Source organism: Actinomadura sp. 9N407 (assembly GCF_044326315.1).
Taxonomy (GTDB): domain Bacteria; phylum Actinomycetota; class Actinomycetes; order Streptosporangiales; family Streptosporangiaceae; genus Spirillospora.
The window spans coordinates 23,332-46,627 of sequence record NZ_JBIRAW010000013.1 but is presented as its reverse complement, the minus strand read 5'-3'; the positions used below and the strand labels follow the sequence as shown (position 1 = coordinate 46,627).

17 protein-coding genes are annotated in these 23,296 nt (G+C 71.5%); 6 read left to right on the top strand and 11 right to left on the bottom strand.

The genetic code is table 11. From position 1 onward, the window contains the following. The first annotated feature begins 72 nt into the window (after window positions 1-72). Window positions 73-540 carry a hypothetical protein gene (locus tag ACH34Q_RS21675; RefSeq protein ID WP_395984821.1) on the top strand — a complete coding sequence of 156 codons (468 nt, stop codon included), beginning with the start codon at window positions 73-75 and terminating at the stop codon, window positions 538-540. On the opposite strand, the gene ACH34Q_RS21670 is transcribed toward ACH34Q_RS21675, so the two are convergent. Further along, window positions 517-2,031 carry an IS200/IS605 family accessory protein TnpB-related protein gene (locus ACH34Q_RS21670; protein WP_395984820.1) on the bottom strand — a complete coding sequence of 505 codons (1,515 nt, stop codon included), beginning with the start codon at window positions 2,029-2,031 and terminating at the stop codon, window positions 517-519. The genes ACH34Q_RS21675 and ACH34Q_RS21670 overlap by 24 nt on opposite strands. A gap of 519 nt (window positions 2,032-2,550) precedes the next feature. Between ACH34Q_RS21670 and ACH34Q_RS21665 the strand changes: the two genes are divergently transcribed. Then, window positions 2,551-2,775 carry a hypothetical protein gene (locus tag ACH34Q_RS21665; RefSeq protein ID WP_395984819.1) on the top strand — a complete coding sequence of 75 codons (225 nt, stop codon included), beginning with the start codon at window positions 2,551-2,553 and terminating at the stop codon, window positions 2,773-2,775. 23 nt (window positions 2,776-2,798) lie between these two features. Here ACH34Q_RS21665 and ACH34Q_RS21660 read toward each other — a convergent pair whose 3' ends face one another. The 10 genes from ACH34Q_RS21660 to ACH34Q_RS21615 all read right to left on the bottom strand — a co-directional run bounded on the left by ACH34Q_RS21660 (window position 2,799) and on the right by ACH34Q_RS21615 (window position 18,987). Next, entirely contained in the window at window positions 2,799-3,821 is a 1,023-nt protein-coding gene (locus ACH34Q_RS21660; protein ID WP_395984818.1) for a DUF418 domain-containing protein, read from the bottom strand. 165 nt (window positions 3,822-3,986) lie between these two features. After that, entirely contained in the window at window positions 3,987-5,582 is a 1,596-nt protein-coding gene (locus ACH34Q_RS21655) for an alkaline phosphatase D family protein (RefSeq protein ID WP_395984817.1), read from the bottom strand. Between the two features lie 45 nt (window positions 5,583-5,627). Then, the gene (locus ACH34Q_RS21650; protein WP_395984816.1) at window positions 5,628-9,371 is read right to left on the bottom strand and encodes a glycosyl hydrolase; all 3,744 of its coding nucleotides are present in this window, start codon (window positions 9,369-9,371) and stop codon (window positions 5,628-5,630) included. Continuing rightward, window positions 9,368-10,195: a carbohydrate ABC transporter permease gene (locus ACH34Q_RS21645; protein ID WP_395984815.1), complete on the bottom strand. Its 828-nt coding sequence runs from the start codon at window positions 10,193-10,195 to the stop codon at window positions 9,368-9,370. Before ACH34Q_RS21645 ends, ACH34Q_RS21650 begins: the two co-directional genes overlap by 4 nt. Continuing rightward, window positions 10,192-11,160 (bottom strand): carbohydrate ABC transporter permease, encoded by a 969-nt coding sequence (locus tag ACH34Q_RS21640; protein ID WP_395984814.1) that lies wholly within the window; start codon window positions 11,158-11,160, stop codon window positions 10,192-10,194. Before ACH34Q_RS21640 ends, ACH34Q_RS21645 begins: the two co-directional genes overlap by 4 nt. A 3-nt stretch (window positions 11,161-11,163) precedes the next feature. Continuing rightward, window positions 11,164-12,447 (bottom strand): extracellular solute-binding protein, encoded by a 1,284-nt coding sequence (locus tag ACH34Q_RS21635; protein WP_395984813.1) that lies wholly within the window; start codon window positions 12,445-12,447, stop codon window positions 11,164-11,166. Window positions 12,448-12,506: 59 nt separating this feature from the next. After that, the gene (locus ACH34Q_RS21630; protein WP_395984812.1) at window positions 12,507-15,254 is read right to left on the bottom strand and encodes a family 78 glycoside hydrolase catalytic domain; all 2,748 of its coding nucleotides are present in this window, start codon (window positions 15,252-15,254) and stop codon (window positions 12,507-12,509) included. A gap of 373 nt (window positions 15,255-15,627) precedes the next feature. After that, window positions 15,628-17,043, bottom strand: coding sequence for an FGGY family carbohydrate kinase (locus ACH34Q_RS21625; RefSeq protein WP_395984811.1), 1,416 nt, complete (start codon window positions 17,041-17,043; stop codon window positions 15,628-15,630). 16 nt (window positions 17,044-17,059) lie between these two features. Next, complete coding sequence (locus ACH34Q_RS21620) at window positions 17,060-18,199, bottom strand: NAD(P)-dependent oxidoreductase (protein ID WP_395984810.1); 1,140 nt, start codon at window positions 18,197-18,199, stop codon at window positions 17,060-17,062. Continuing rightward, window positions 18,196-18,987: a DeoR/GlpR family DNA-binding transcription regulator gene (locus ACH34Q_RS21615; protein WP_395984809.1), complete on the bottom strand. Its 792-nt coding sequence runs from the start codon at window positions 18,985-18,987 to the stop codon at window positions 18,196-18,198. The genes ACH34Q_RS21620 and ACH34Q_RS21615 overlap by 4 nt, the downstream gene beginning before the upstream one ends. 256 nt (window positions 18,988-19,243) lie before the next feature. Here ACH34Q_RS21615 and ACH34Q_RS21610 point away from each other — a divergent pair, with 256 nt between their 5' ends. From ACH34Q_RS21610 to ACH34Q_RS21595, 4 genes are all read left to right on the top strand, one after another. Further along, the gene (locus tag ACH34Q_RS21610; protein WP_395984808.1) at window positions 19,244-20,794 is read left to right on the top strand and encodes an FGGY-family carbohydrate kinase; all 1,551 of its coding nucleotides are present in this window, start codon (window positions 19,244-19,246) and stop codon (window positions 20,792-20,794) included. A gap of 24 nt (window positions 20,795-20,818) precedes the next feature. Continuing rightward, on the top strand, window positions 20,819-21,424 hold the full coding sequence (locus ACH34Q_RS21605; protein WP_395984807.1) for a histidine phosphatase family protein: 606 nt from the start codon (window positions 20,819-20,821) through the stop codon (window positions 21,422-21,424). A gap of 136 nt (window positions 21,425-21,560) precedes the next feature. Then, the gene (locus tag ACH34Q_RS21600) at window positions 21,561-22,682 is read left to right on the top strand and encodes a TetR/AcrR family transcriptional regulator (RefSeq protein WP_395984806.1); all 1,122 of its coding nucleotides are present in this window, start codon (window positions 21,561-21,563) and stop codon (window positions 22,680-22,682) included. Further along, window positions 22,679-23,290: a transcriptional regulator gene (locus tag ACH34Q_RS21595; protein WP_395984805.1), complete on the top strand. Its 612-nt coding sequence runs from the start codon at window positions 22,679-22,681 to the stop codon at window positions 23,288-23,290. The genes ACH34Q_RS21600 and ACH34Q_RS21595 overlap by 4 nt, the downstream gene beginning before the upstream one ends. Window positions 23,291-23,296 lie beyond the last annotated feature (6 nt).

Sequence of the window (23,296 nt, the reverse complement as noted above, 5' to 3'; positions counted from 1 at the left end):
CCGCCGGCGGACGGACACGGCGGTTTCAGGGCCCGTCGCGGCGGCTTAAGATCGTCACCGGGGGGTGGGTACGTGGACGACTGGGAGCTTTTCGACCAGGTCGGCGAGGTCGTCAGGGGTTCGGTGCCGCCTGCCCTGGGCCAGGTGCACCTGCAGGTGCGCCGCCAGGGAGTGAAAGCGTGGTTCGGCGGCCCCGAACCCCTGCGCGAGCACTACGAAGCCCAGATCATCGGCGCCGACATCGTCGCCGCCGCCCGTACCCGGGCCCTGGAGATCGGCTTCCACGCCGAGCACCGCGCCGAGGGTGACAACGACGCGGTGCTCGCACGCCTGGGCGCCGCCGAGCCGAGCTGGCGCCCGCTGCTGGGCGAGGACGCCGTCGCCGGAGCGTTCATCGGCCCGGCGTCCTGGCGGCGGATCTCCGAGGTCTGGCTCGATCCCGATCTGGACGGCGCCGACGTCGCGTTCGAGATCGGCGTGCGCCTGGTCGACTACATGCGCGCCCTCGAACCGTTCCTAGGGACTGAGCGTTGCTTGTAAGGGCTCAGTCGGACGCTCCGAGCGGTGTTGGGCGTCCTGGTCTTCCGCGTTCACGCCGCGTTCGGCGCCGACCGATCGTGTCGGTGGTCCGGGACTGCGGGGGCGGGGTCCCTCACGCCCTCGGTCATCGTGTCCGGCCTGGGCGGTCCGATGCCCCGCACGATCGCTCTGGTCGTGCGGGGGCAGTGCCGTCCGTCGCCGGATACGGTGCCCCAGGGCGCGTCGTCCGATCGCCACCGACGCGGCCTCATGCCGCGTAGCGGCCGGCTTCTTACTGGTGGCGGGCTTGTGCCAGTGCTGTGCTCCCCACTTGCTGGTGTAGGCGGGATCGACCGCGATCACGCCGAGACCGGCCTCGGCGCACATCGACAGCAGCCGTGCGCGAAGCCGCCCGGTCGGGATACCGGAGATCAGCTGCCGGAAGCGCTTGTTGCGGCCGTGCTTCTCGCGGGTTGTGGAGTGGGTGAAGTCCAGGTCTTCGATCGCGATGGCCTGCACGCCGGTGCGCTTGGCCCAGTGCAGCAGGCGGGTGAGGGCGTGCCGCAGTTGCGCGTCGCGGTGGGTGGCGGTGCCGGTCAGGTCGTAGCCGAAGCGGCGCGGCCGGCCGATCGGGTTGCCGTGCTCGTCCAACAGCCACGCGGCCAGATGGTCGGCGTTGGTGTTCACCCCGACCACACCACCGGCCCGCAACGAATCCAGAGGAACAATGGGCAGGTCTTTACGGGTCCACGAGGCGTCCAGGTACCAGCGGCTTCTGGTCACGTCCAGATGGATGCGGTAGGAGACGGCCCGGTTCGCGGCGATGCGGTCGCGCCACTCGGCGCCCCGGTGCGGGAAGGACACGCGGGCGGCCAGAACGTACCGGCCGTGCCGGGCGTTGGCGTACTCGGCGAGTGGGGCGGGCAGTTTGATGCTGATCTGGCCGTCGGGGGTGACGCGGATCGTCTCGTTGCCCCACCGCTTGCCGGACTCGCCGTCGGCGGTCAGGAACCAGCGCGCCGCCTCCCACTCGGCCCGCCACCCGGCCTCGGTCCTGCCCGCGGCATCCAGGTTGTGCCGCTGGTTGAACAGCCGCCTGCCACCCCGCACGACCGAGACGCGCCCGGCCGCGCGTTCGGCACTGACGCGTTGATACTCGGCTTCCAGGATCGCCAGTCGGCGGGTCTTGCAGAACCACTCGTGCCTGCTGCGGTAACCGCCGGGCCGCCCCGTGGCGCCCTTGTCCCCGACCGGCAGGGACAGCCGGTATCGGACGGTGCCGATTCCCGCGGTCAGCGATTGCAGGTGCTGCCACTGGGCGCGGCGGGACAGGCCCCACTGATCGTGGGTGCTGGAGGTGACCGACCCGGCCCACCGCGACGATGACTGGGCGGTCAGGTCCCGCTTGCGCGCCGCCCAGGTGTCGGTGGAGTGCGCCAGGCCGTCCCGGCAGCGCCGGGCCAGGTCACCCGAGGCCAGCGAACCCATATGCGCACCGATCAGGCGCAGCACCTCCTCGTCCCGGGCCGTCAGGCCCTTGAGACGATCTCGGACACTGACACCGGGCGACCCGCCGGCAACGAACGGCCGAGCGATCTCCCGCAAAGGCCTCCGGACAGTCTCCACCACGCTCAGCAGCCTCCAACACTCTGCGGGCACGGTCCTTGACCGACCCGTGCCCGTACAGACGGGCACCCCGCACCCACCCAGTCAGATACACACGGTAATCGTTACGAAACCCAAAGTCACATGATGAGGGATATCCGCCTCTCGGACACCCTGGACGAGCGCGCCGTACAGGGTGTCCTCGGGCAGCGCGCCGGTGAGGGCGGGCCGTCCATCGAAACGGAACACCGGCACACCAGTCACGCCCCCGGCCCGTACACAATCCAGGTCAACGCATGGCGGAAGGCCGCTGGAAGGCCGGCGGAAGGCCAGTGGAAGCCGGCGGGCGCCGGCGGTGTAGGGGTGGGCCCGGGTGGGCAGCCCTCAGCTGTATCGGCTTCTTCGGATTCCGGCCCAGGAGACTTCATGCTCGTCAAAACGCTGCTCGCGTTCGTCAAGGGGATGCTGGCCATCGCGACGGCGCTGGTTCCCGCGTCCGTCCCGGCCGTCGCCGCCGTCGCCGTCCTCGGCTCCACCGCCATGGTGACCGCCGGCTGCGGCGAGGGCGACGACGGCGACGACGGCGGGAACAACGACGACCAGGAAAATGACGACGGCGGCAACGACGACGGTGGCGACGACGGCGACTAACGATGACGGCGACTAGCCCCCGCTCATGACGGCGCTCGCTGGGGTGGGCGGGCTCGGATCGGCAGCAACCGCCAGTAGGTGACGCATCGCCATGCCCACTCCAGCGGGCCGTAACGGAACGCCCGCAGCCACGCGTTGCTGAACACTGCCTGGATTGCCAGGACACCGGCGCCTAGGAGAACGGCCAGACCCCACTGCGGCGTGTCCCGCAGCCCCAAGGCCCCGCCGATCGGTACGAACAGCATCGCCGCGGTGACGTAGTTGGTGAGCGCCATGCGTCCCATCGGGGCCAGAACCCAGGACGCGGCGGGCCCGGCGGGCGTGCGGAGTACGAGCAGGAACAGCACCAGATATCCGGCGGACATGGACAGCGAGAGGACCAGCCCGAGCCGGATCCCGGGCAGCCCGGACGCGAGCTCCCACCAGGCCGGAAGACCTATGGCCGCGATTCCGGCGCCGGCTACCGGGAGCCTCCGTACCGTCCAGCGCTGGAGGTTCTCGGGTACTTCCAGCTCGGCGAGGGCGAAGCCCAGCACGAGCAGCCCCGGCAGCACCGCGAACCCTCCGGTCCCCGCCAGTACGCCGACGGCGGTCAGCACGGCCCCGCTCAGCAGCAGCTCCCGTCCGGCGAGGAGGCTGAACGGGAGCAGGACGAGGACGCCGGTGATGGCGAACGGCAGCAGGACCTCGCCCGGTTGCAGCAGGTGGAACGGCACGCCCAGGATCCCCAGCGCCACGAACCTCCGCAGCAGCAGCACGCGGGGCCGCGCCGCGTGCCGCCGGGCCGACCTGAGGAAGATCCCGAACCCGATGCCGAACAGCAGAAAGAAGATGGGGTAGAAGCGCCCCAGAACGAAGACCCGCAGCTCGGCGGGCAACTCGTCGGCGTAGGCGAACATCTCCAGGGTCTGCGGGATGTTGATGAAGACGATCCCGCACAGCGCGAATCCCCGCAGCGCGTCGAGCTCGGCGATCCGCCGCCCCGGCCGCACGGGCACGGGACCCGCCGCGCTCCCCGGATCGTCACCGGCCGGCGTATCCGCCATGCTCGTCCCCACCCGGGCCAGCCTGGCACAGTCGCACGGCGCCGAACACGACCCGTACACCGCCGGGCGGGCCGCTGACGCCCGCCCGGCGGTCCGTGTGGTCAGACTGTTCGGTGCTCTGACTGTTTGGTGCTCAGGTTGGTCGGTGCTCAGGCTGGTTGGGGCTCAGGCTGGTTGCAGGCCCGGATTGCCGTTCTCGGTGACGAAGCTCTTCCGGACGCTCACCGGCGCCCCCGGGCGCGTCACGTATGGGAGCACCTTGAAGTCGGCGCGGCAGGTGTCCTTGTTCAGCGTGCAGGTCACGTAGCCGCGCTGGTAGCTGGTGAACTTGATGTGCTCGTTGGCGTCGAGCAGGTTCTGGCCGCCCGGGTCGAGGTCCATCCCGTCCATCTTGGTCGAGATGGATGTACCGACGAATTCCACGCCGAGCGTCCGGGACCGGGGGTCATCGAAGTCGAGCTTCAGGTCGGCGGCCATGTGCCGGTGCATGTCACCGGTCAGGACGATCGGGTTGCGTACCTTCGGGTCGGCGAACCGCTCGAACAGCCGGTCGCGGGCGGGCTTGTAGCCGTCCCAGAAGTCCATGACGAACGCCCTGCCGTCGCCGGGAACGGTGTCGACCTGGGTGACGGGGATCTGCTGCGGGACGATGTTCCAGGTGGCGTCCGAGCTCTTCAGCCCGTCGAACAGCCACTTCTCCTGGGAGTCGCCGAGGACGGTACGGCCCGGCAGGAGCCGGTCGGCGCAGTCGCTGGTCTTGTCGTTGCACGCCTGGTCGTCGCGGTACTGGCGGGTGTCGAGCATGTGGAACTTCGCCAGCCGGCCATAGCCGAGGCTCCGGTAGAGGCGGGCGTCCGGTCCCTTGGGCTTGGCGGCCAGCCGCAGCGGGAGGTTCTCGTAGTACGCCTGGAAGGCCGCCTCCTTGCGCTTGACGAAGACGGCCGGGTCGGTGCCGGGGTCCTTGCCCTTGTCGGCGACCCAGTTGTCGTCGATCTCGTGGTCGTCCCAGATGAGCGCCCACGGGTGCGCCTGGTGCGCGGCGATGATGTCGGGGTCGTAGCGGTGCAGCGCGTGCCGCAGCCGGTACTGCGTCAGGTCGTACGGCTCGGCCCGTACCTCGGGGGCGAGCGCGACCTTGCGGACGCCGCCGTCCGCGCCGATGGCGTTCTCGTAGATGTAGTCGCCCAGGTGGAGGATGAGGTCGAGGTCCTCTTCGGCCATGTGCCGGTACGCGGTGTAGTAGCCCTCGAACCACGCCTGGCACGACGCGAACCCGAACGCCAGCTCCTTGAGCGGGGCCCACGGCGGCGGGGCGGTCTTCGTACGGCCGATCGGGCTCTCGGCCCCGCGGACGCGGAACCGGTAGAAGTACTCGCGTCCCGGGTTCAGCCCGCGTACCTCGACGTGGACGGAATGGCCCAGCTCCGGGGTCGCGAACGTGCTCCCGCGCCGGACGATCTTCCGGAACCCCTGGTCGGCGGCGACCTCCCAGCGGACCTGCACCTTGCGGGCCGGCATTCCCCCGAAGCCGTCCACGGCGAGCGGCTCCGGCGCGAGCCTGGTCCACAGGACGAAGCCGTCCGGCCACGGGTCGCCGGACGCGACGCCGAGCGCGAACGGGTCGTCCTGGAACGCGGGCGCGGCCCATGCCTTGCTGGGTGAGAAGCCCACGGCGGCGGCGCCGAGGCTGAGGGCGCCGCCGCCGACGAGCAGCTCGCGCCGTCCCATCGCCGGGCCGGAAGGTCGTCGGGCACTGATCATGAAGCTCTCCTCGAAGTGGGGGAAGGGAGGGAGACCCGGTGAGGATCAGCTGTTCTCGGGAAGGCGCACGCGCACCGGCCCGAACAGGCCCGACACGCGCTGGCCGTCGAACACGAAGTGCGTCGGGCTCACGTCGTCGAGATAGGGGGCGAGGGTGCCGTAGACGACGGCCTCGATCTCGTTGATCCCGGGCCGGAGCGCCGTTCCGAGGTCGAACGTGTAGGGCGCGCAGATGCGGGTGCCGATCGGACGGCCGTTCACCGTCACCTCTGCGGTGCCGCGCACGCGCCCGAGATCGAGCGTCGCCGTACCGGAGAACGGGGGAAGCTCGACCTGGCGGCGGTAGCGGACGCCGCCGCTGTACCCGGCCAAACCGACGTCCTCCCAGTCACCCAGCTCGATCGTTCCGGGAGCCGCCGCGAACCGCACCGGTCCGGCCAGTGCGGCGCCCGCCTGGTGTCCGGGACGCGTACGGATCCGTACCGTGGCCGTGCGCACTCCCGCTCGGCTCCCGGGGAGTAGCGAATCGAACCCTGCCGAATCCGCGGTGAACTCCAGCGGGTGATCGTCCAGCCGGACGTCCAACAGTTCGCCGAAGACCTCGAAGGACATCCGGGTCGCGCCCGGCGGGACGGTGAAGCACAGCCATTCGACCCGGGGCTCTGCGCCGGGGGCGGCGAGCCGTACAGGCAGAACGGGCACTACAGGCGGTACAGACTCGTCGTCCTCGTCTTCCAGCCAGTTCGCGCCGGGCAGCGGGGGTGGGCGGCGGTGCAGGTGCAGCGCCGCCGGGTCGCCGTGCTGGCGGCGCCGCGGCAGAACGGTCACCGGCTCGCCGTCACGCGTCGCTGTCCAGCCGGGTCCGGAGACCGCCGCGCTGTCCACCAGTACGTCGGTCCCGGCGACGATCAGTGTCAGTTCCGTGCCGCCTTCGGGCAGCTCGTAGCGGCCGGCGCGCGGGGCCTCCTGCTCGGCGTACGGGTCGAAGCCGCCCTGGCGGCCGATCTCCTGCCCGTCCACCAGAATCTGGCACGGTGCCGCCGACACCACCTGAACGGTCGGCCCAGGACCCAGTGCGGTCGTGAACGTGACGTGGGTGCCGGGTCGTCCGTCCCCCTCGATGGTCATCCACTCCGGGCGGCGGTAACGCTCGGGGTCGTTCACCACGGCCACGTGGGCGCGCAGCCGTACGTCTTCGTCCGGTACGAGCCGGAGCTCGATGTCGTGGTCCCCGGCGGGGAGTGACTCCGTGGCGATGGCCAAATAGCCGTGGTCGTCGAGCGGAACAGGAGTGCCGTTGATCGTCAGCGTCTTCGCCGCGGCGGCGCCGATCGCCGGGTGACCACCGTTCCCCGCCGCGCTCCCAGCTGGCACGGTGAGCCGGGCGCGGAACGTCACCGGCTCCCCCGCGCGCACGTCACCGAAATCCAGGAACTCCTCGGGGACGTGGCCCTTGGGCCCGAGGACGTCGCGATGCACGGGGTCCTTGCGGATGCCGCGAGAGTCGGAGTAGACGGCCGTCTGCCAGGCGGCGCCGTCCGCCGTCCCTGTGCGCCAGATCCCGTGCGGGCCGAACGTGGCGTGCGCCTGCGTCCAGCCTTCTTCGCCCGCCTCGCTCGCCACGTCCTCCTCGCCCGCCACGTCCGCCTCGCCTTCAAGGCGATGCAGCAGGTCCCAGCGTTCCAGCGGTACGACATCGCCGGCCGGGCGGGCGAAGTCTCCCCAGGCGTTGTCGAGCGTCGGGACGAGTTCCATGTCCCAGGACGATCCGAGGTCGATCTCGCGCTCCGGACCTGGGACGGCGGGGGCCACGTCCTCGGCCTCGCCACCGGGGAAGACGAGCAGGGCGGCGGGTCCGTCGTCGAACGGCACGATCACCTCGACCGCCGTCCCGGAGACCGTGCACGCGAGCGGCCGTGGCGGGCCGCCGAACGGGCTCACCAGGTAGGCCGGGCCGCTCACCCCATCGACGCGGACGGGCATGTCCCGCAGGTAGCGGTCCGGGTCGAAGTCGTAGGTGACGTCGAGCCAGCCGAGATCGGCGCCTCGCTCGTCGGGCCGTCCGACCGAGACCTCGCTGGCCATCGACGCGGCCGCAGTGAGGAAGACCACGGTCGCGCCGTCCACCTCGCGAACCAGGGCCGGGACCGGCGCGTTCACCCGGCGCCCGTCGCGCAGCAGCGCGCCCAGACCGTCCACGTCCGGGACGGTCTCGACCAGCTCGGCGAGCCGCGCGACCGCTGCACCGGCCGCTTCATCGCCGACACCCTCGCGGGGAGGCGGCCCGATCGCGATGACGCGGCCGCCGTCCTCGATCAGTTCGGTGAGCCGCCGGGCCGTCTCGCCTTCCAGCACCGTGCAGGCGGGCAGCAGGACGGTGGCGTACGACTCGTCCGCGACGTTCAGCCGGCCCCTGGCGATCGTGGCGCGCTGGGCCGAGTCGTCGTCAAGAACGTCGGCGTCGATCCGCAGCCGGTCGAGGGCACCGGGCACCATCCGGAACCACGCCATGTCGCCGACAAGGGCGCGGTAGGTGTCCTGCGCGTACGCGGCGTCCGGGTCCACGCCGTCCAGCCGGCTCCCGGCCTGCGCGGTCGCGGTCGGGAAGAGCACGGCGACGTCGCACACGTGGCGTCCCAGCGACAGGACGGCGCAGAGTCGCGTGACGGCGTCGGCGAAGACCTTGTGGTGGGCCCAGTACGGCTGGCGCCAGTCGGTGGACGGCGGCGCCCACTCCCACCAGCCCGCCTTGGTCGAAGCGTAGACGGCGTGCGGGTTGTAGAGGGTCGCCCCGGAACGCAGCCAGGGCAGCAGCCAGTCGAACGTCTCCTCCAGCGTCCCGCCCCAGCCGCTGGAGTGGAACGCCTCGATCCACGTACGGTCCCGGCCGTACAGGTGCGCCAGGGACGAGTGAATGCGGGCGTCGCCATGGTGATCCGAGCCGGGCGCACCGAACCACCGGTGCGTGCGCGCGTAGTCGGCGTAGAGCCGGACCCCGTCGACCGGCAATCCCGCCCGCGCCGGGTCCTGCTGGTCGCAGCCGTGCAGCAGGCCGTGCCGTTCGTGCCATTCGGCGAGCGGGCGAAAGAACGCGTCCTCGGCCAGCTCCGCCCTGGTCAGGTGGTAGTCGCGCCGGATCGCGCGGGCGCCGGCCCCGTCGCCGGCCCCGTCGCCCTCTCCCCACAGGACACCGAGATGCGGCGCCAGGTCGTAGCCGCGCCGCCGCTGGAACTCCTCGGCGAACGACTCCGTCCAGGTCGGCAGCGACGCCAGCTCGTCCTGGAACGACCCGACGATCACGTTGCCGAGGCGGTGCCCGAGGCGCCGCTCGAACTCGCCGTGCACCCGGTCGAGCAGCACCGCGCACGCCTCGGCCGACAGGTAGTCGAAGCCGCGCGTCGCGGTGCCGCCGTCCCGTTCCAGCCACTGCCCGGCGAAGCCCGGGACCTCGCGAACGAGTCGGGCCTGCAGGTCGGCGCCGGAGAAGCCGAGCTGGTCGTAGAACCACAGCGACACCCCGAGCCCGGCGGCGTCCTCGCACACCCCGTCCAGCAGCTCCCACCACGCCTCCGAGAAGAACGCGGGGTCGTCGGCGTCCGAGCCGAACATCGGCCCGGACGGGGCCAGGTTGAGGATGACGAGGTTGAAGACGCCGCCCTCGGCGAACCGCTCCAGCTGGCGGCGCAGCCTCGGCCGGGTGAGCCGCTCGCCGCTCCACCACCAGATGGGCGCCGGGGAGTACGCGGGCGGCGGCTCCTCCAGGACCGCCCGCAGCCGTGCGGGGATCACCCCTTCAGCCCGCTCGCGAAGCCCTTGATCACGTACCGCTGCAGCACCAGGAAGATCACCAGGATCGGCAGCGCGGCCAGCACCAGCCCGGCGAAGACCAGGCCGTAGTCCGACACGTACTGGCCGACGAACGCGAAGACCCGGACCGGGACCGTCTCGCGCGCCGAGCCGCCGAGATACAGCAGCGGGGTGAAGAAGTCGTTCCAGATGAAGACCGCGTTGAGGATCAGGACCGTACCGGTGATCGGCCGCAGCAGCGGGAACACCACCTTGGTGAACGCCTGCAGATGGCCCGCGCCGTCGATCATCGCGGCGTTGGCGTAGTCGGCCGGCAGCGCCCGGATGAAGCCGGTGTAGAGGAAGATCGTGAACGGCAGCTGGATGCCGGTATAGAAGATGATCATCCCCTGGTAGCTGCCGAGCAGCCCGGCCGCGTCCACCATCTTGAACAGCGGGATCATGCCGAGCTGGAACGGCAGCACGATGCCGAGCAGGAACAGCACGTACAGCCCGAACCCGAGCCGCGAGGCGCAGCGGGCCAGGAAGTAGGCGGCGAACGAGCCGACCGCGATCAGCGCGATCAGGCTCACCGCCGTGATCACCGTGCTGTTCAGCAGCGCCGAGCCGAGCGAGGCCCGCTGCCAGGCGTCGGCGAAGTTGCCGAACGAGGGCGAGGTCGGCGGTGCCAGCGGCGCCGAGGCGATCTGCTGCTTGTCCTTCAGCGACAGCGTGATCAGCGCGTACACCGGGAACAGGAACGCCAGGGCGGCGGCGATCATCACCAGTTCGAGCAGGAACGTACGGAACCCGTAGCGGATTCTCACCCGGTCACCTCCCGGCCGCGCAGGTAGTAGATCTGGACGAGCGACACCGCGGCCACGAACAGCGCCAGCACCAGCGCGATCGCCGTGCTGTAGCCGTAGTTGCCGAAGACGAACGCCTGCTTGTAGAGCACCGTGGAGAGGGTCTCGCTGGCATGCCCGGGACCGCCGTTCGTCGCGGCGTACACCTGGTCGAACAGCTTGAGCCCGCCGATGGTGGACAGCATCATGTTGATCGTCACCGCGGGCGCGAGCAGCGGCCAGGTCACGCTCCGGAACCGCTGGAACGGCCCGGCGCCGTCGATCATCGCGGCCTCGTGCAGTTCCTCCGGGACGCCCTCCAGGCCGGCCAGGAAGATGACCATCGAGTAGCCGGCGAACTGCCAGACCACCATCCCGGCCACCGACCAGATCGCGAGCGAGGGGTTGCCGAGCCAGTCCTGGCGCAGCCCGCCGAGCCCGACGGCCCCGAGGATGCCGTTGAGCCCGGCGTCCGGCGCCGGGTTGTAGACGTACTTCCACAGGAACGCCACCATGACCGGGCTGACGACGGCCGGGGCGAAGAACACCACCCGCAGCACGGCCTTGGACTTGATGTGCGTGTGCACGCCGAGGGCGAGCAGCAGCCCGATGCCGTTCTGGACGAAGACGATCGCGACGGTCAGCAGCAGCGTGTTGATCAGCGAGCCGCGGGCCGCGTCGTCGCGCCACAGCCGGGTGAAGTTGGCGAACCCGTTGAACGAGCGGTCGCCCAGGCCGTTCCAGTCGGTGAAGGCGAAGATCATGCCGCTGGCGCTCGGGTAGAGCACCACCAGCGCGTACACGGCCAGGGCGGGTACGGCGAACCACCACGGCGGCGTCAGGAAACCGCCCCGCCTTCGCCGGGGGCGCCGCCCGGTCGGGACGGTGCCGCCCCCGGTCTTGCGGCCGGCCGCCGGCTTCGCCGGGGCACGAGTAGTGGGTGTCACGGGCTACTTCTTCCGGTAAGTCTCGTCCAGCTTCGCCAGACCTTCGGCGATGGTGGTCTTGCCACCGAGCAGTTCCTGGACCATCGCGAAGTGGGCGGGCTGGACCTCGGCGTTGGGCCAGGCCTGGTCCATGAACGGGACGGCCTTGCCGCCGTCCATGAACGGCAGGAACGGGTCCAGCACGGGGTCGATCTTGGAACTGGCGTCCCGGACGAACGGGACGCAGGCGACGGCCTCCGCCCAGGCGTTGATGTTGCGCTGCTCGCCGAGGAACTCGATGAACGCCTTGGCGGCGTCCTTGTTCTTGCCGCGTGCGCTGACGCCCAGGCCCACCACGACACCGGCGGGGATCCAGTTGTCGGCCGCCTTGTCCGCGCCGGGCACCGGGAACATCGACAGGTCGTCGGCGTTCGTGGCGGCCTTGCGGAAGTCGGGCAGCACGGCCGAGACCTGGATGGCCATCGCCGCCTTGCCGGTGGCGACCATCGAGGTGGCCTGCTCGAACGTGGTGCCGTTGGGGTTGTCGTTGAAGAAGCCGCGCTTCTGCAGGTCCAGGTACATCTCCAGGGCCTGCACCCAGCCCGACTGGGCGAACGACGCGGAGCCGGCCTTCATCTGGGCGTCGAACTGCGGGTTCTTGGCGTACACGGTGGACGGCACCAGCGCGTAGGTGATCAGCTGGGTGACCCACTGGGTCTGCGCGCCCAGCGCGATCGGGATCTTGCCCTTCTTCTTGATCTTCTCGCAGACCTCGAGGAACTCGCTCCAGGTCGTCGGCGGCTCCACCTCGGCCTCCGCGAAGACCTTCTTGTTGTAGATGGCGCCGATGACGCTGGAGCCGGCCGAGTAGATGAACGTCTTGCCGTCCATCTGGTACGCGGGCTTGAAGCTCGCGGGGATCTTCTTGGTCCACGCCTGGTCGCTGAGGTCGGCGAGCAGCCCGGCCTTGGCGATCTGCCCCATGCTCATGGAGGAGCCGTCGCCCGGGTACACCACGTGCACGTCGGGGGCGTTGCCCGCGCCGAGCTGGGTGCGCACCGAGGTCTGCACCTGGTCGGTGGGGGCGAAGGAGGTGGTGAACTTGGACTTGGTGTAGGCCTTGGTGAGCAGGTCGAGCGGCTTCTGCTGGTCGGCGACGCCGACCAGGCGCAGCGTGCCCGACGAACCGCCCGACGACCCGCCGCAGGCCGTCAGGGCCGCGGGCAGCGCTACCGCCGCCGCCCCGATGCCCGACACCCGCAGGAATCCGCGGCGGCTCAGCGGCACCCTCTCGAACGACGATGTCATGTGTCCTCCTCGATGACCGGCGGGAACCGCCGGAGACCGTCCCAGCCCGGGGACGGTGGTCAATGGGCTTCCGCGGTGAAGCGGTACTCCCCCGATGTCACGTGGCAGCGGAGCGCTCCAGGCCCCGTGCTGATGAGTTCTGTGCCGAGGGTCTGCACTCCTGGCGCTTCGGCCAGGGGGACGCCGCCCTCTCGTACTCCGTCCGGATCCGGGGTGGGAACGAGGATGGTGGCGGACGCTCCGGGCGGCACCGTCACCTGGAGCCGGAACTCCCCGCCCTCGCGCGTCCAGGCGGTGCGCACGGTGCCGCGCACCGACTCGTAGGACGCGCTCGCCGCCGACAGATCGCCGGGACGGGGACGGATCAGCAGCTCGCGGTACCCGGCCGAGCCGGGTGCCTGGCCGAGGCCAGCGACGCCCTGGTAGAGCCATTCGCCGACCGAGCCGAGCGCGTAGTGGTTGAACGAGTTCATCGCGGCGGCCTGGAACCCGCGCTCGTCGGTGTAGCCGTCCCAGCGCTCCCAGATCGTGGTGGCGCCGTGCCGCAGCGGGTGAAGCCAGGACGGTGCCTCGGTACGGCGCAGCAGGGCGTGCGCGAGGTCGGCGTGGCCGTGCTCGTCCAGCACGGGCGCGATCAGCCCCACCCCGAGGAACCCCGTGGTCAGACCGGGCCCCTCGGCCTCGACGAGCTCGACCAGGCGCTCGACGGCGCGCGGTACGAGCGCGGCGGGCAGCAGGTCGAACGCCAGGGCCAGCAGGTACGCGGTCTGGGTGTCGCCCTCGATCCTGCCGTCCGAGGTCACGAACCGTTCACCGAACGTCTTGCGGACGTGCTCGGCGAGTGACCCGTACCGCTGGGCCACCTCGCGGCGGCCCAGGACCTCGGCGGCGCGCGCGGTCAGCTCGGCGCTGCGGGCGAAGTACGCGGTGCCGACGACATCGCGCGGGGTCGGGGTGAGCGAGAGCCAGTCGGCGAAGTGCGGGCCGACGCGGCGGCTCCACACCAGATCCGGGTTGTTCCGGTGAAGGAAGTCCACCCAGGCGCACATGGCGTCGAGGTTGTCGGCCAGGACGCGCTCGTCGCCGTACACGGTGTAGAGGTGCCAGGGCACCAGCACGCCCGCGTCGCCCCAGCCGGGAGCGCCCTCGTCGGCGACACCGGCCAGCCTCGGCGCCACGTTGGTGAAGCCGCCCTCCGCCGACTGGGCGAATCGCACGTCGCGCAGCCAGCCGTCGAAGAAGGCCGCGACGTCCGCGTTGAGGCAGGCCGTCGCCAGGAACACCTGGGCGTCGGCGAGCCAGCCGAGCCGCTCGTCGCGCTGCGGGCAGTCGGTGGGGACGCTGACGAAGTTGGACCGCTGGCCCCAGGCGATGTTGTGGTGCAGCCGCTCGATGTCAGGGTCCGAGCAGGAGAACTCGCCCGCCCAGGGTGTGTCGCTGTGCAGGACGACACCCGTGACGTCGCCTTCGCCGAGCGTGTCGAGACCGCTCACCTCGGCGTAGCGGAAGCCGTGGTACGTGAAGCGCGGCTCGAAGACTGCCTCGGCGGCGTCGCCCGCGATGAGCACGTCCGTCGCGGCGGCCGTACGCAGGTTGTCGGTGTAGAGCCGACCGTCCTCGTCCAAGGCCTCGCCGTGCCGGATCACGATCCGGTCGCCGGCGGTCAGGCCGCGTGCGGTGAGCCGTACGCGGCCGGAGAAGTTCTGCCCGAAGTCGACGAGGTGGCGCCCCTCGGCGAGACGGGTGATGGACGCGGGGGCCAGCTCCTGTACGGCGCGTACGGGCTGCGCGACCGACGCGGTGAGCAGGGAGTGGTCAGTGCCGGTGACCTCGGCCGGAAGCCAGCCGTCCAGCGCTGCGCCCCCGTCTCCGTCCTCACCCGTGCCCGTGCCCGTGCCTGGACGATCCCAGCCCGGGGTCTCGCGGCGGAGGTCGTGACACTCCCCCATCAGCAGGTCGGCGTACCGGATGGGCGAACGGGCGGTGTGCCAGCCGTCCCCGGTGGCGATGACCTCGGTGGCGCCGTCGGCGTAGTCGAGGTGCAGCTCGGCCAGTAGTTCCGGGAACGTTCCGTAATGGGCGCCGGCGCGGCGCGGGTCGAAGCCGACGAAGCCGCTCCACCAGCCGTCCGCGAGGGTCGCGGCGAGCACGTTGCCGCCCTCGCGCAGCAGCGCGGTGACATCGTAGGCCTGGTAGTCGATCCGGTCGCGGTAGTCGGTCCAGCCGGGGGCCAGCTCGGCGTCGCCGACGCGGGCGCCGTTGACGCGCATCTCGTACAGGCCGCGGGCGGTGGCGTAGAGCCGCGCGCGGACCGGTACGGCGGGCGCCTCGAACGCGCGCCGCAGCCGGATCGCCGGCTGGAGCCCGTGATCGACGAGGGCCAGCTCGCCCTCCTCGGGGGCGTCCACCACGTCGAGCGCCGTCGTGTCATGCGTGATCCACGACGCCGTCCAGGCGGGCTCGTGCCCCGTCCCCATCCCGGTCTCGAACCACGACTCCGCCTCGCCCGTCGCGCCGTCCTCGGCGGTGACGGTGACCGTCCAGTGGTAGCGGGTACGGGGCAGCAGCGGCTCGCCCGCGTAGAGCGCCTCGACCGCCGCCGGATCGGTGACCTTGCCGGAGTCCCAGACCTGGACATCGCCCTCGGTGCGCACCCGCACCCGGTACGCGGCGGGCGCGTCGCCGCGCCGGCCGGAGGCCAGCCGCCAGGCGAGCAGGGGGGCGGCCGCGTCGAGGCCCAGCGGCTCGACGCGATGGTCGCAGCGGAGCCCGTAGGGCGCCAGCGTCGCGCTCGGGGAACCGGTCACCGACCCACTCCGATCTGAATATCAACGAAACAAATGAGAACTTAACGGCAATTAACGTGAACTTGAGAGTGAAGTTGAGAGTAGGAGGTGCCCGATCAGGTGTCAAGACGCTGGACGTGACCACTTCGATGGCGGTTCGTCCGTTCTCGGCGCACGCCGAAGCGACCCTCTAAAGGCGCACCGCGATAGCCGTCATCCGAACCATCACGTGAGGTCAAGCGGGCTGTACGGGCCCATCCCGAATGTCGTCCGGCGGAATTGCCGGATGAGTGAGCCGTACGAGATAAGCCGCAGAGATAAACCGCCGCATGGGATAAGTCGGGTGAGGCGAGCCGCGTGAGATAAAATCGTGGGTTAAGAACATGGCGTGCCGTTATGAACTGTCGTGCCAGCGTTCTCGCGCGTCCGCGACCCGGTCCCGATAGGCCATGTACTCCTCCTCGTAGAAGGCGACGCGGGAGGCGTCCGGATCGCGGATCCCGGCGGGGCGCGTCCATTCGGCCGCGTCCAGACCATGCCCGGCGGCCAGTACGGCGCCGCGCGCCCCGGCCTCCTCCGCCGCGACCCTCAGCGGGCGGCCCAGCACGTCGGCGAACAGCCCCAGCCAGGACTCGCTCCGCGTCCCGCCGCCCGCCACGGCCAGCTCACCGGACAGGCCGGCGGCCGTCAGGCAGTGCCGCGCCGCGTAGGCGATCCCCTCGCAGGTCGCCCGGACGAGGTCGGCGGTGGTGGTCTCCAGGCTGACGCCGGTGATCTCGGCGCGGGCCGCGGGCTCGACGAACGGCGCCCGTTCCCCCGAAGGCGAGAAGAACGGCAGCACCCGTACGCCGCGCGCGCCCGGCGGGGACGCGGCGAGCAGGTCGTCCAGGTCGCGATGGGCGGCGCCGACCGCGCCGAGCACCCAGTCGAGCGCGGCCGTGCCGACCATCGCGGGCATCCCGCGCAGCCAGCGGTCGCGCCGCCCGGTGGCGAAGTGGAACCCGGTCGGCTCGCCGTCCAGCCGGGGCTCGTCGATCACCGCCAGGCAGGCCAGCGTCGTCCCGATGATCAGCAACCCGTCGCCCGGCTCGGTCACCCCCGCCCCGAGCGCGCAGGCGGGCACGTCGAACGGCCCGGCGGTGATCGGAAGCCCCGCCGGCAGCGGGTGTCCCGCGAGCACGGCCCCCTCGGGCCTCGGCTCGGCGACGGGCGCGAGCAGGCCGGCGCGGTGGGTGAGCCCGCAGGCGGCGAGCGCCTCGGCGTCGTACGCGCGGGTCCGGGGGTCCAGGAACGGCACGGACGCGTCGCTCACGTCGGTGCCGCGCACACCGGTCAGCCGCTGGAAGACCATGTCCTTGCAGTACGCGGCGGTCGTGGCGGCGTCCAAGGATGCGGGCTCGTGCCGGTCGAGCCAGGCCAGCACGGGCGCCGGGCAGCCGGGAAACAGGGCGTTGCCCGTACGCCGGAACACCGTCTCCGCGACGCCGTTCGCCGCCCATTCGGCCACGATGTCGCCGGCCCGTGCGTCCATCCACGTGATCGCGGGACGGACGGGGCGGGCGTCTCCGTCGATCAGCCAGACCCCGTCGCCCTGGCCGGTCAGCCCGGCCGCGACGGGATCGGGGTACCGGGCGGTGATCGCGCCGAGCACCTCCGCGACGGCACCGGCGACCTCGTCCGGGTCCTGCTCGGCGCGGCCGTCCTGGGCGCGCGTCCGCGAGGGCCGCGACTCGACGGCCAGTACCCGGCCGGTCGCGTCGAAGGCCGCGGCCTTGACCACGGACGTGCCAACGTCGATTCCGATGAACATCGTGGCCTCCGTTCGCTCAGGAGGGGTTGAGGCGATGGGGGTTGAGGCGATGGGGGTTGAGGCAGTGGGCGAGCGGCTCGCCCCGGTGCAGGCGGCCGACCTCGGCCGCGACGATCCGGGCCGCCTTCTCCGCGACGGCGCGGCTCGCGCCGCCCAGGTGGGGGGTCATGACCAGGCCCGGCACGGAGAACACCCGCGCGCCGGGCGGCGGTGGCTCCTCGGCGAACGTGTCGAGCCCGGCCGCCAGCAGGTGGCCCGACTCCAGCGCGTCGCACAGCGCGTCCTGGTCCAGCAGCGGTCCGCGGGCGCAGTTGATCAGCACCGAGCCGGACGGCATGAGGCCGATCTCCCGGGCCCCGATCAGCCCGCGCGTCTCGGGGGTGAGCCGGGCGTGCAGCGAGACGATCTTGGAGCGGCGGAGCAGCTCGTCCAAACTGGAGGCGAAGCCGACCCGGGGGGTGTGGGGGGTCGCCCCCCCACGGGCGACACTGCTGGAGGCGAAGCCGACCCGGGGGGTGTGGGGGGTCGCCCCCGGGGCGGCGGTGGCTCCGCTGTCTGAGAGGTACGGGTCGTACACCTGGACGTCGGCGCCGAAGCCGGTGAGGATGCGCGCGACACGGCTTCCGACGGCGCCGCCGCCGACGAGCCCGACCGTGGTGCCCTCCAGCTCAAGGCCGGTGGCGTCGTAGGTGTAGTAGCGCCCGCCCCACTCGCCCCGCTGGGCGAGCGCCGCGTGCGTCTCGGGGATGCGCCGGAGCGCGGCCAGCAGCAGGCCGACCGTGTACTCGGCGGTGGCGGTCGCGTTGCGGCCGGGGGCGTAGCAGACCTGGACGCCGTGCGCCGTGGCGGCCTCGACGTTCACGTTGATCGGCCCGCCCCGCGCGACCGCGACGAGTTCCAGGTCGGGCGCGTTCTCCAGGACCTTCGCGGTGATCGGCGCCATCTGCGTGACGCACGCCCGGACGCCGTCCAGCGCCTCGATCAGCGAGTCCTCCGTACCGGACGCCTCGTCCACCTCGGCCACCGGCCCGAACGGGGTCACCGGCCAGGGCAGCTCCAGCGGCCGTACGTCGGCGGCGGCGCCGAGCTCGGCGCGCAGCGCCTCGTCCAGCAGTGCCGGGAGCACGAAGAGGTCCCCCGCGGCCAGCACCCTCATGTCGTCGCCATCTCGTAGGTCACCTTCTGTTCGTCGAGGTCGCGCAGTGCCTCGGCGCCGGCGCCGTCGTCGACGATGACGCGGTCGAACACCGAGAGCGGCGCCACCCGGTGCAGCGCCACGCGGTTGAGCTTGGAATGGTCGATCAGCAGTACGTTGCGGGCGGCGGCGCCGAGCATGGCCCGCTTGACCGACACGATGTGCTGCTCCTGGTGGTAGGCGAAGCCGCCCGAGACAGCGGAGGTGGACACGAAGCACAGGTCCACGTTCAGGGCCCCGATCGCGTCCACGCAGGCCACCCCGAGGAACGAGTCGTGCAGCGGGTCGTAGTCGCCGCCGAGCGCCATCAGCCGGATGTCGCGCTCGCTCGCGAGCAGGTTGATCGCCTCGCGGAAGTTGGTGATGACGGTCAGCGGCGTGATCCCCGCCAGCCGGCGGGCCAGCGCGAGCGTCGTGGTGGAGTCGTCCAGCATCACCGCCATGCCCGGCTCGATCAGCGCGACGGCCCGCTCGGCGATGGCGTCCTTGGCGGTGCGCATCGACTTCATCCGGTACGCGACGTTGCTCTCGAACACGCCGGACGGCTGGGCCGTGACGCCGCCGCGGTACTTGCGGACGATGCCCTGGCGTTCGAGCTCGTCGAGGTCGCGGTGGATCGTCATGAGGCTCACGCCGAAGCGCTCGGCGAGATCGGCGGCGGTGACCGAGCCCGCGGAGAGCACGTGGTCGGCGATGTCGTGCCGGCGGCGCTCGGGTCCCCGGCGGCCGCTGCTGTCATCGTGGGTCATGCTTCGATCCTCCCGTGACGGTGCACCGCACGACCGGTGATCGACGGAGACCAGGCGGCGCGAGAGGCGACACGGCGGGCCGCACTGGTAACACTTCGGTTGCCCACGTCCCGAAGCTTGTAACATCGGCCACCATCCCGTCAACCCCCTGTACAGACTGGGCAAGCTCGGCTTTCGGCGCCCGGTGGGCTCGACAAGATAACGCTTGGATATTGTAAGTTCACAAGACTTAGCGCGAAATCAAAGGGGTCATATCGTGGCAGAGGGGTCCCCAGACGCCGTCTGGGTCGGCATCGACGTCGGTACCCAGGGGGTCCGCGCGCTCGCCGTGACCGCCACGGGCCACGTCGCCGGGCGCGGCACGGCGCCGCTGACCGGGCGGCGCGAGGGCCCGCGCCACGAGCAGAGCCCCGCCGGCTGGTGGACCGCCGTCACGCTGGCCACCCGCGCCGCCCTCGCGGAGGTGCCGCCCGCCGCCGTACGCGGCGTGGCCGTCTGCAGCACCTCCGGAACGGTCCTGCTGACCGGGCCGGACGGCGAGCCGCTGACCGAGGGCCTCATGTACGACGACGGCAGGGCGCCCGACCAGGCCCGCGCCGCCCAGGATGCCGGGGCCGAGCTGTGGGACCGTCTCGGCCTCCGCATCCAGCCGTCATGGGCCCTCGCCAAGGTGCTGTGGCTCGCGCGCGAACGTCCCGCCGCCCTCGACCTCGGCCACGCCCGCATCGCGCACCAGGCCGACTTCATCGTCGCCCGGCTCACCGGCGCACCTGCCGCCACCGACTCCAGCCACGCCCTCAAGACCGGCTACGACCTCCAGTCCGAGACGTGGCCGTGCGAGGTGCACGAACGACTCGGCCTGCCCGCGTCCCTGTTCCCCGAGGTCGTCCGCCCGGGCACCGTCCTCGGCAAGGTGGGGGCGGGCGCCGCCGAGGCGACCGGCCTGCCGCAGGGCATCCCGGTCGTCGCCGGCATGACCGACGGCTGCGCCGCCCAGCTCGGCTCGGGCGCCCTCCGCCTCGGCCACTGGAACTCGGTGCTCGGGACGACGCTCGTCCTCAAGGGCGTGACCGCGACACCGATCCGCGACCCGGCCGGCGTCATGTACAGCCACCGTGCCCCCGACTGCGCGTGGCTGCCCGGCGGCGCCTCCAGCGTCGGCGCGGGCGTCCTGTCCGGAGACCTCCCCCGCCTGGACGAGCTGGCCTCGCACCACGAGCCGTCCGGAGCACTGGCCTACCCGCTGGTCTCCCCCGGCGAGCGGTTCCCGTTCCTCGCGCCCCAGGCCGAGGGGTTCCTGCTGGGCACCCCCTCCGGCGAGGGCGACCGGCACGCCGCGTACCTCCAGGGCATCGCGCTCATCGAACGGCTGGCTCTCGCGTACGTGCGGCAGCTCGGGGCAGTGGTCGAGGGGCCGATCACGTTCACCGGAGGCGCGACCCGCAGCGCGTACTGGAACCGGCTCCGCGCCGACATCCTCGGCCGCGAGGCCCGCGTCCCCGAGCACGCCGACGCCGCCCTCGGCATGGCCGTGCTCGCCGCGTACGGGACGGACTGGGATGGGACGAGCAGGAACGGGACAAGCAGGAACGGAACGAGTGGGAACGGGTCGAGCGGGGCCGGAACGAGCGGCGACGGAACGCTCGCGGATGTCGCGGAATCGATGGTGCGCGTCCGCACGGTCATAGAGCCTCGCCCAGGCGGGATGGAACGGTTCACCGAGCCGTTCCACCGCCTTCTGGACGAACTGGAACAGCGCGGCTGGCTTCCCTCCGAGGTGGCCGCCTACGCACGAGAGCATGGATGACGGGGCAATGAGGATGACGGGGCAATGAGCACGACACTCTTCCTGGCACGGCACGGGCAGACCGTGTGGCACGCCGAGAACCGCTACGCGGGCGTCAGCGACATCGCCCTCACCGCCACGGGGCGGGAGCAGGCCGAACGCCTCGGAGTCTGGGCCAAGACCGCCGCACTCGACGCGGTCTGGGCCTCCCCGCTCAAGCGGGCGAGGGCGACCGCGGCGCCCGCCGCCACGGCCCTCGGCCTGCCGGTCACCGTGGACGGCGACCTGACCGAAGTCGACTTCGGCTCGGCGGAAGGCCGTACCCTCGCCGAGATGCCGCCCGCCGAGGTCGCCGCGTTCCGCGCCGATCCGGTGACCGGAGCGTTCCCTGGTGGCGAGAACCCCGGCAAGGCCGCCGTCCGAGGCGCGACGGCCCTGCGCCGCATCGCCTCCCGTCACGGAGGAGGACGCGTCCTCGTGGTCGCGCACAACACCCTGCTGCGGCTGACGCTCTGCGAACTGATCGGCATCGCGCCCGCGCGCTACCGGGCACTGTTCCCCCAGGTAGGCAACTGCGCCATCACCGAACTCCGCGTCGATGGCACGGACACGGCCCTGATCTCGTACAACGCTCCCCTCGCCGGCGTCTGATTCCCGAGGCCACACACTCAGATGATATAAACATCTGAGTGTTCGAGATATCGGGATTCGGAGACCGGTGTCAGGTGGATCGATTTTCAGGTGGATCGGTTCTCAGGTAGCGGTTTTCAGGTAGCGAGGAGTCGCGATGGCCAGGCTGACCCGGGCCCAGCAGCAGGAGCGCACCCGAGCGGCCGTACTGGCCGCGGCCCGGGAGGAGTTCGCCGAGCGCGGTTACACCGACGCCAAGGTCGACCGCATCGCGGAACGGGCCGAGCTGACCCGAGGCGCGGTGTACTCCAACTTCCCCAGCAAGCGCGCGCTCTACCTGGCGATCCTGACCGACTCGATCGAGCACGCAGGCACAGACACGGGCGCAGACACGGGCACGGGCGGGGCGGCTCCGTCACCCGGCCTGGCCGACACCCTGGGCGCGTTCGCCCGCATCTGGCTGGAACGCCTGCCGCTGACGAGCGACACGCCCTCCGGGCAGAAGCCGCAACCGCGCTCGCTCGCCGGACTGTTCGAGGACGAGCCGGGACGTACCGCGCTCGCTCAGGTCACCCGGCTGGAGGCGCTGCTGCTCGCGCTCGCGCTGGAGTCACGCGAACCGCAGGAGGCACGACGGGTGCGCCTCGCCGAACTGGCCCTCACGCTCGTGAACGGAGCGGATCACCTGGCCGATACGGCGCCCGGATTCGGCGACCCGTTCGACCTGGCCCGCGCCTGCCGGCACCTGGCCGGCCTCGACCTCGCCGACACCTGGAACCCGCCGCACCTGCCCTACATCACGCCCGCACACCTCGTCCAGGACGACTGGGAGCCGCCGGCGGAGATGACCGATCACATCACCGGCCGCCCGGTCGGCTTCGAGCCCGACGGCGTGATCGCCGTCCTCGGCACCGGCCGGCTCGAGGCGGCCGAGGAGGCCGTCCGCGCGGCACGTCCCGGCGACCGGATCACCGTGGCCGTGGTGACGAGCGACCCCGCCGAGGTCGGACGACTCGTACGGCTCAGGATCGGCGACATCACCAGCTGCCTGCGACGCGTCGTCCCGGAGGACTCCTGGCCGGCCCCGCACCTCGTCCTCGACGACGGCGCCGCCATCGCGTCGGCCATCGGCATCCCGGACGTGGGCGACTCCACCGAGGCGGCCGTGCGCGTCCAGGCGGGCAGGATCTTCGCCCGAGCCCATGGACGAGGGGCCGCCTACGCCGTGGCGATCGCCGGCGAAACGACCACGGCGCGAACCGGCGAGGCCGGACGATGACCCGCGTCGCCCAGCATCCGGCGCTGCACGCCCTTCGCTGCATCGGAGCCGCCGGCCTCGCCCGCGTGTCCGCGGCGACGGGTCTCCCCGAGCCCGATGTGGAATCCGAGCTGATCGATCTCGCGGTGGCCGGTCTCGTCACGCACGTTCCGGGCGACTTCGGCGGCTGGAGCCTCACCGAGGCCGGCCGTACGGCGGACGCCGAGCGCATCTCCGCCGAACTGGACGCTTCCAGAGCCCGGATCCCGGTGGCCAAGGCGTACGAGGACTTCCTCGTCCTCAACCCGGAACTGCTCGATCTCTGTACGGCGTGGCAGTTGCGATCCACCGGCGGTGCCTTCACAGCGAACGACCACACCGACCTCGCCTATGACTGCCTGGTCCTGGACAAGTTCGCGGACCTCCACCGGCGCGCCGATCTCGTCTGCGCGGATCTGGCCGCTGCGATCCCCCGATTCCAGCGCTACCGGATCCGTCTCACCAACGCGCTCACGCTCGCCAGATCCGGTGCCCTGGATTACGTGACGGACGGTTTCGAGTCGTACCACACCGTGTGGTTCCAGCTTCACGAAGACGTGCTCGCCACCCTCGGGCTCACCCGACACTGAACCGGG

Excerpts from the sequence above, each read along its gene's own strand:
- ACH34Q_RS21660 (WP_395984818.1), bottom strand. The coding sequence starts at position 3,821 with ATGGCGGATACGCCGGCCGGTGACGATCCGGGGAGCGCGGCGGGTCCC.
- ACH34Q_RS21600 (WP_395984806.1), top strand. The coding sequence starts at position 21,561 with ATGGCCAGGCTGACCCGGGCCCAGCAGCAGGAGCGCACCCGAGCGGCC.
- ACH34Q_RS21620 (WP_395984810.1), bottom strand. The coding sequence starts at position 18,199 with ATGAGGGTGCTGGCCGCGGGGGACCTCTTCGTGCTCCCGGCACTGCTG.
- ACH34Q_RS21665 (WP_395984819.1), top strand. The coding sequence starts at position 2,551 with ATGCTCGTCAAAACGCTGCTCGCGTTCGTCAAGGGGATGCTGGCCATC.
- ACH34Q_RS21605 (WP_395984807.1), top strand. The coding sequence starts at position 20,819 with ATGAGCACGACACTCTTCCTGGCACGGCACGGGCAGACCGTGTGGCAC.
- ACH34Q_RS21615 (WP_395984809.1), bottom strand. The coding sequence starts at position 18,987 with ATGACCCACGATGACAGCAGCGGCCGCCGGGGACCCGAGCGCCGCCGG.
- ACH34Q_RS21595 (WP_395984805.1), top strand. The coding sequence starts at position 22,679 with ATGACCCGCGTCGCCCAGCATCCGGCGCTGCACGCCCTTCGCTGCATC.
- ACH34Q_RS21655 (WP_395984817.1), bottom strand. The coding sequence starts at position 5,582 with ATGATCAGTGCCCGACGACCTTCCGGCCCGGCGATGGGACGGCGCGAG.
- ACH34Q_RS21635 (WP_395984813.1), bottom strand. The coding sequence starts at position 12,447 with ATGACATCGTCGTTCGAGAGGGTGCCGCTGAGCCGCCGCGGATTCCTG.
- ACH34Q_RS21625 (WP_395984811.1), bottom strand. The coding sequence starts at position 17,043 with ATGTTCATCGGAATCGACGTTGGCACGTCCGTGGTCAAGGCCGCGGCC.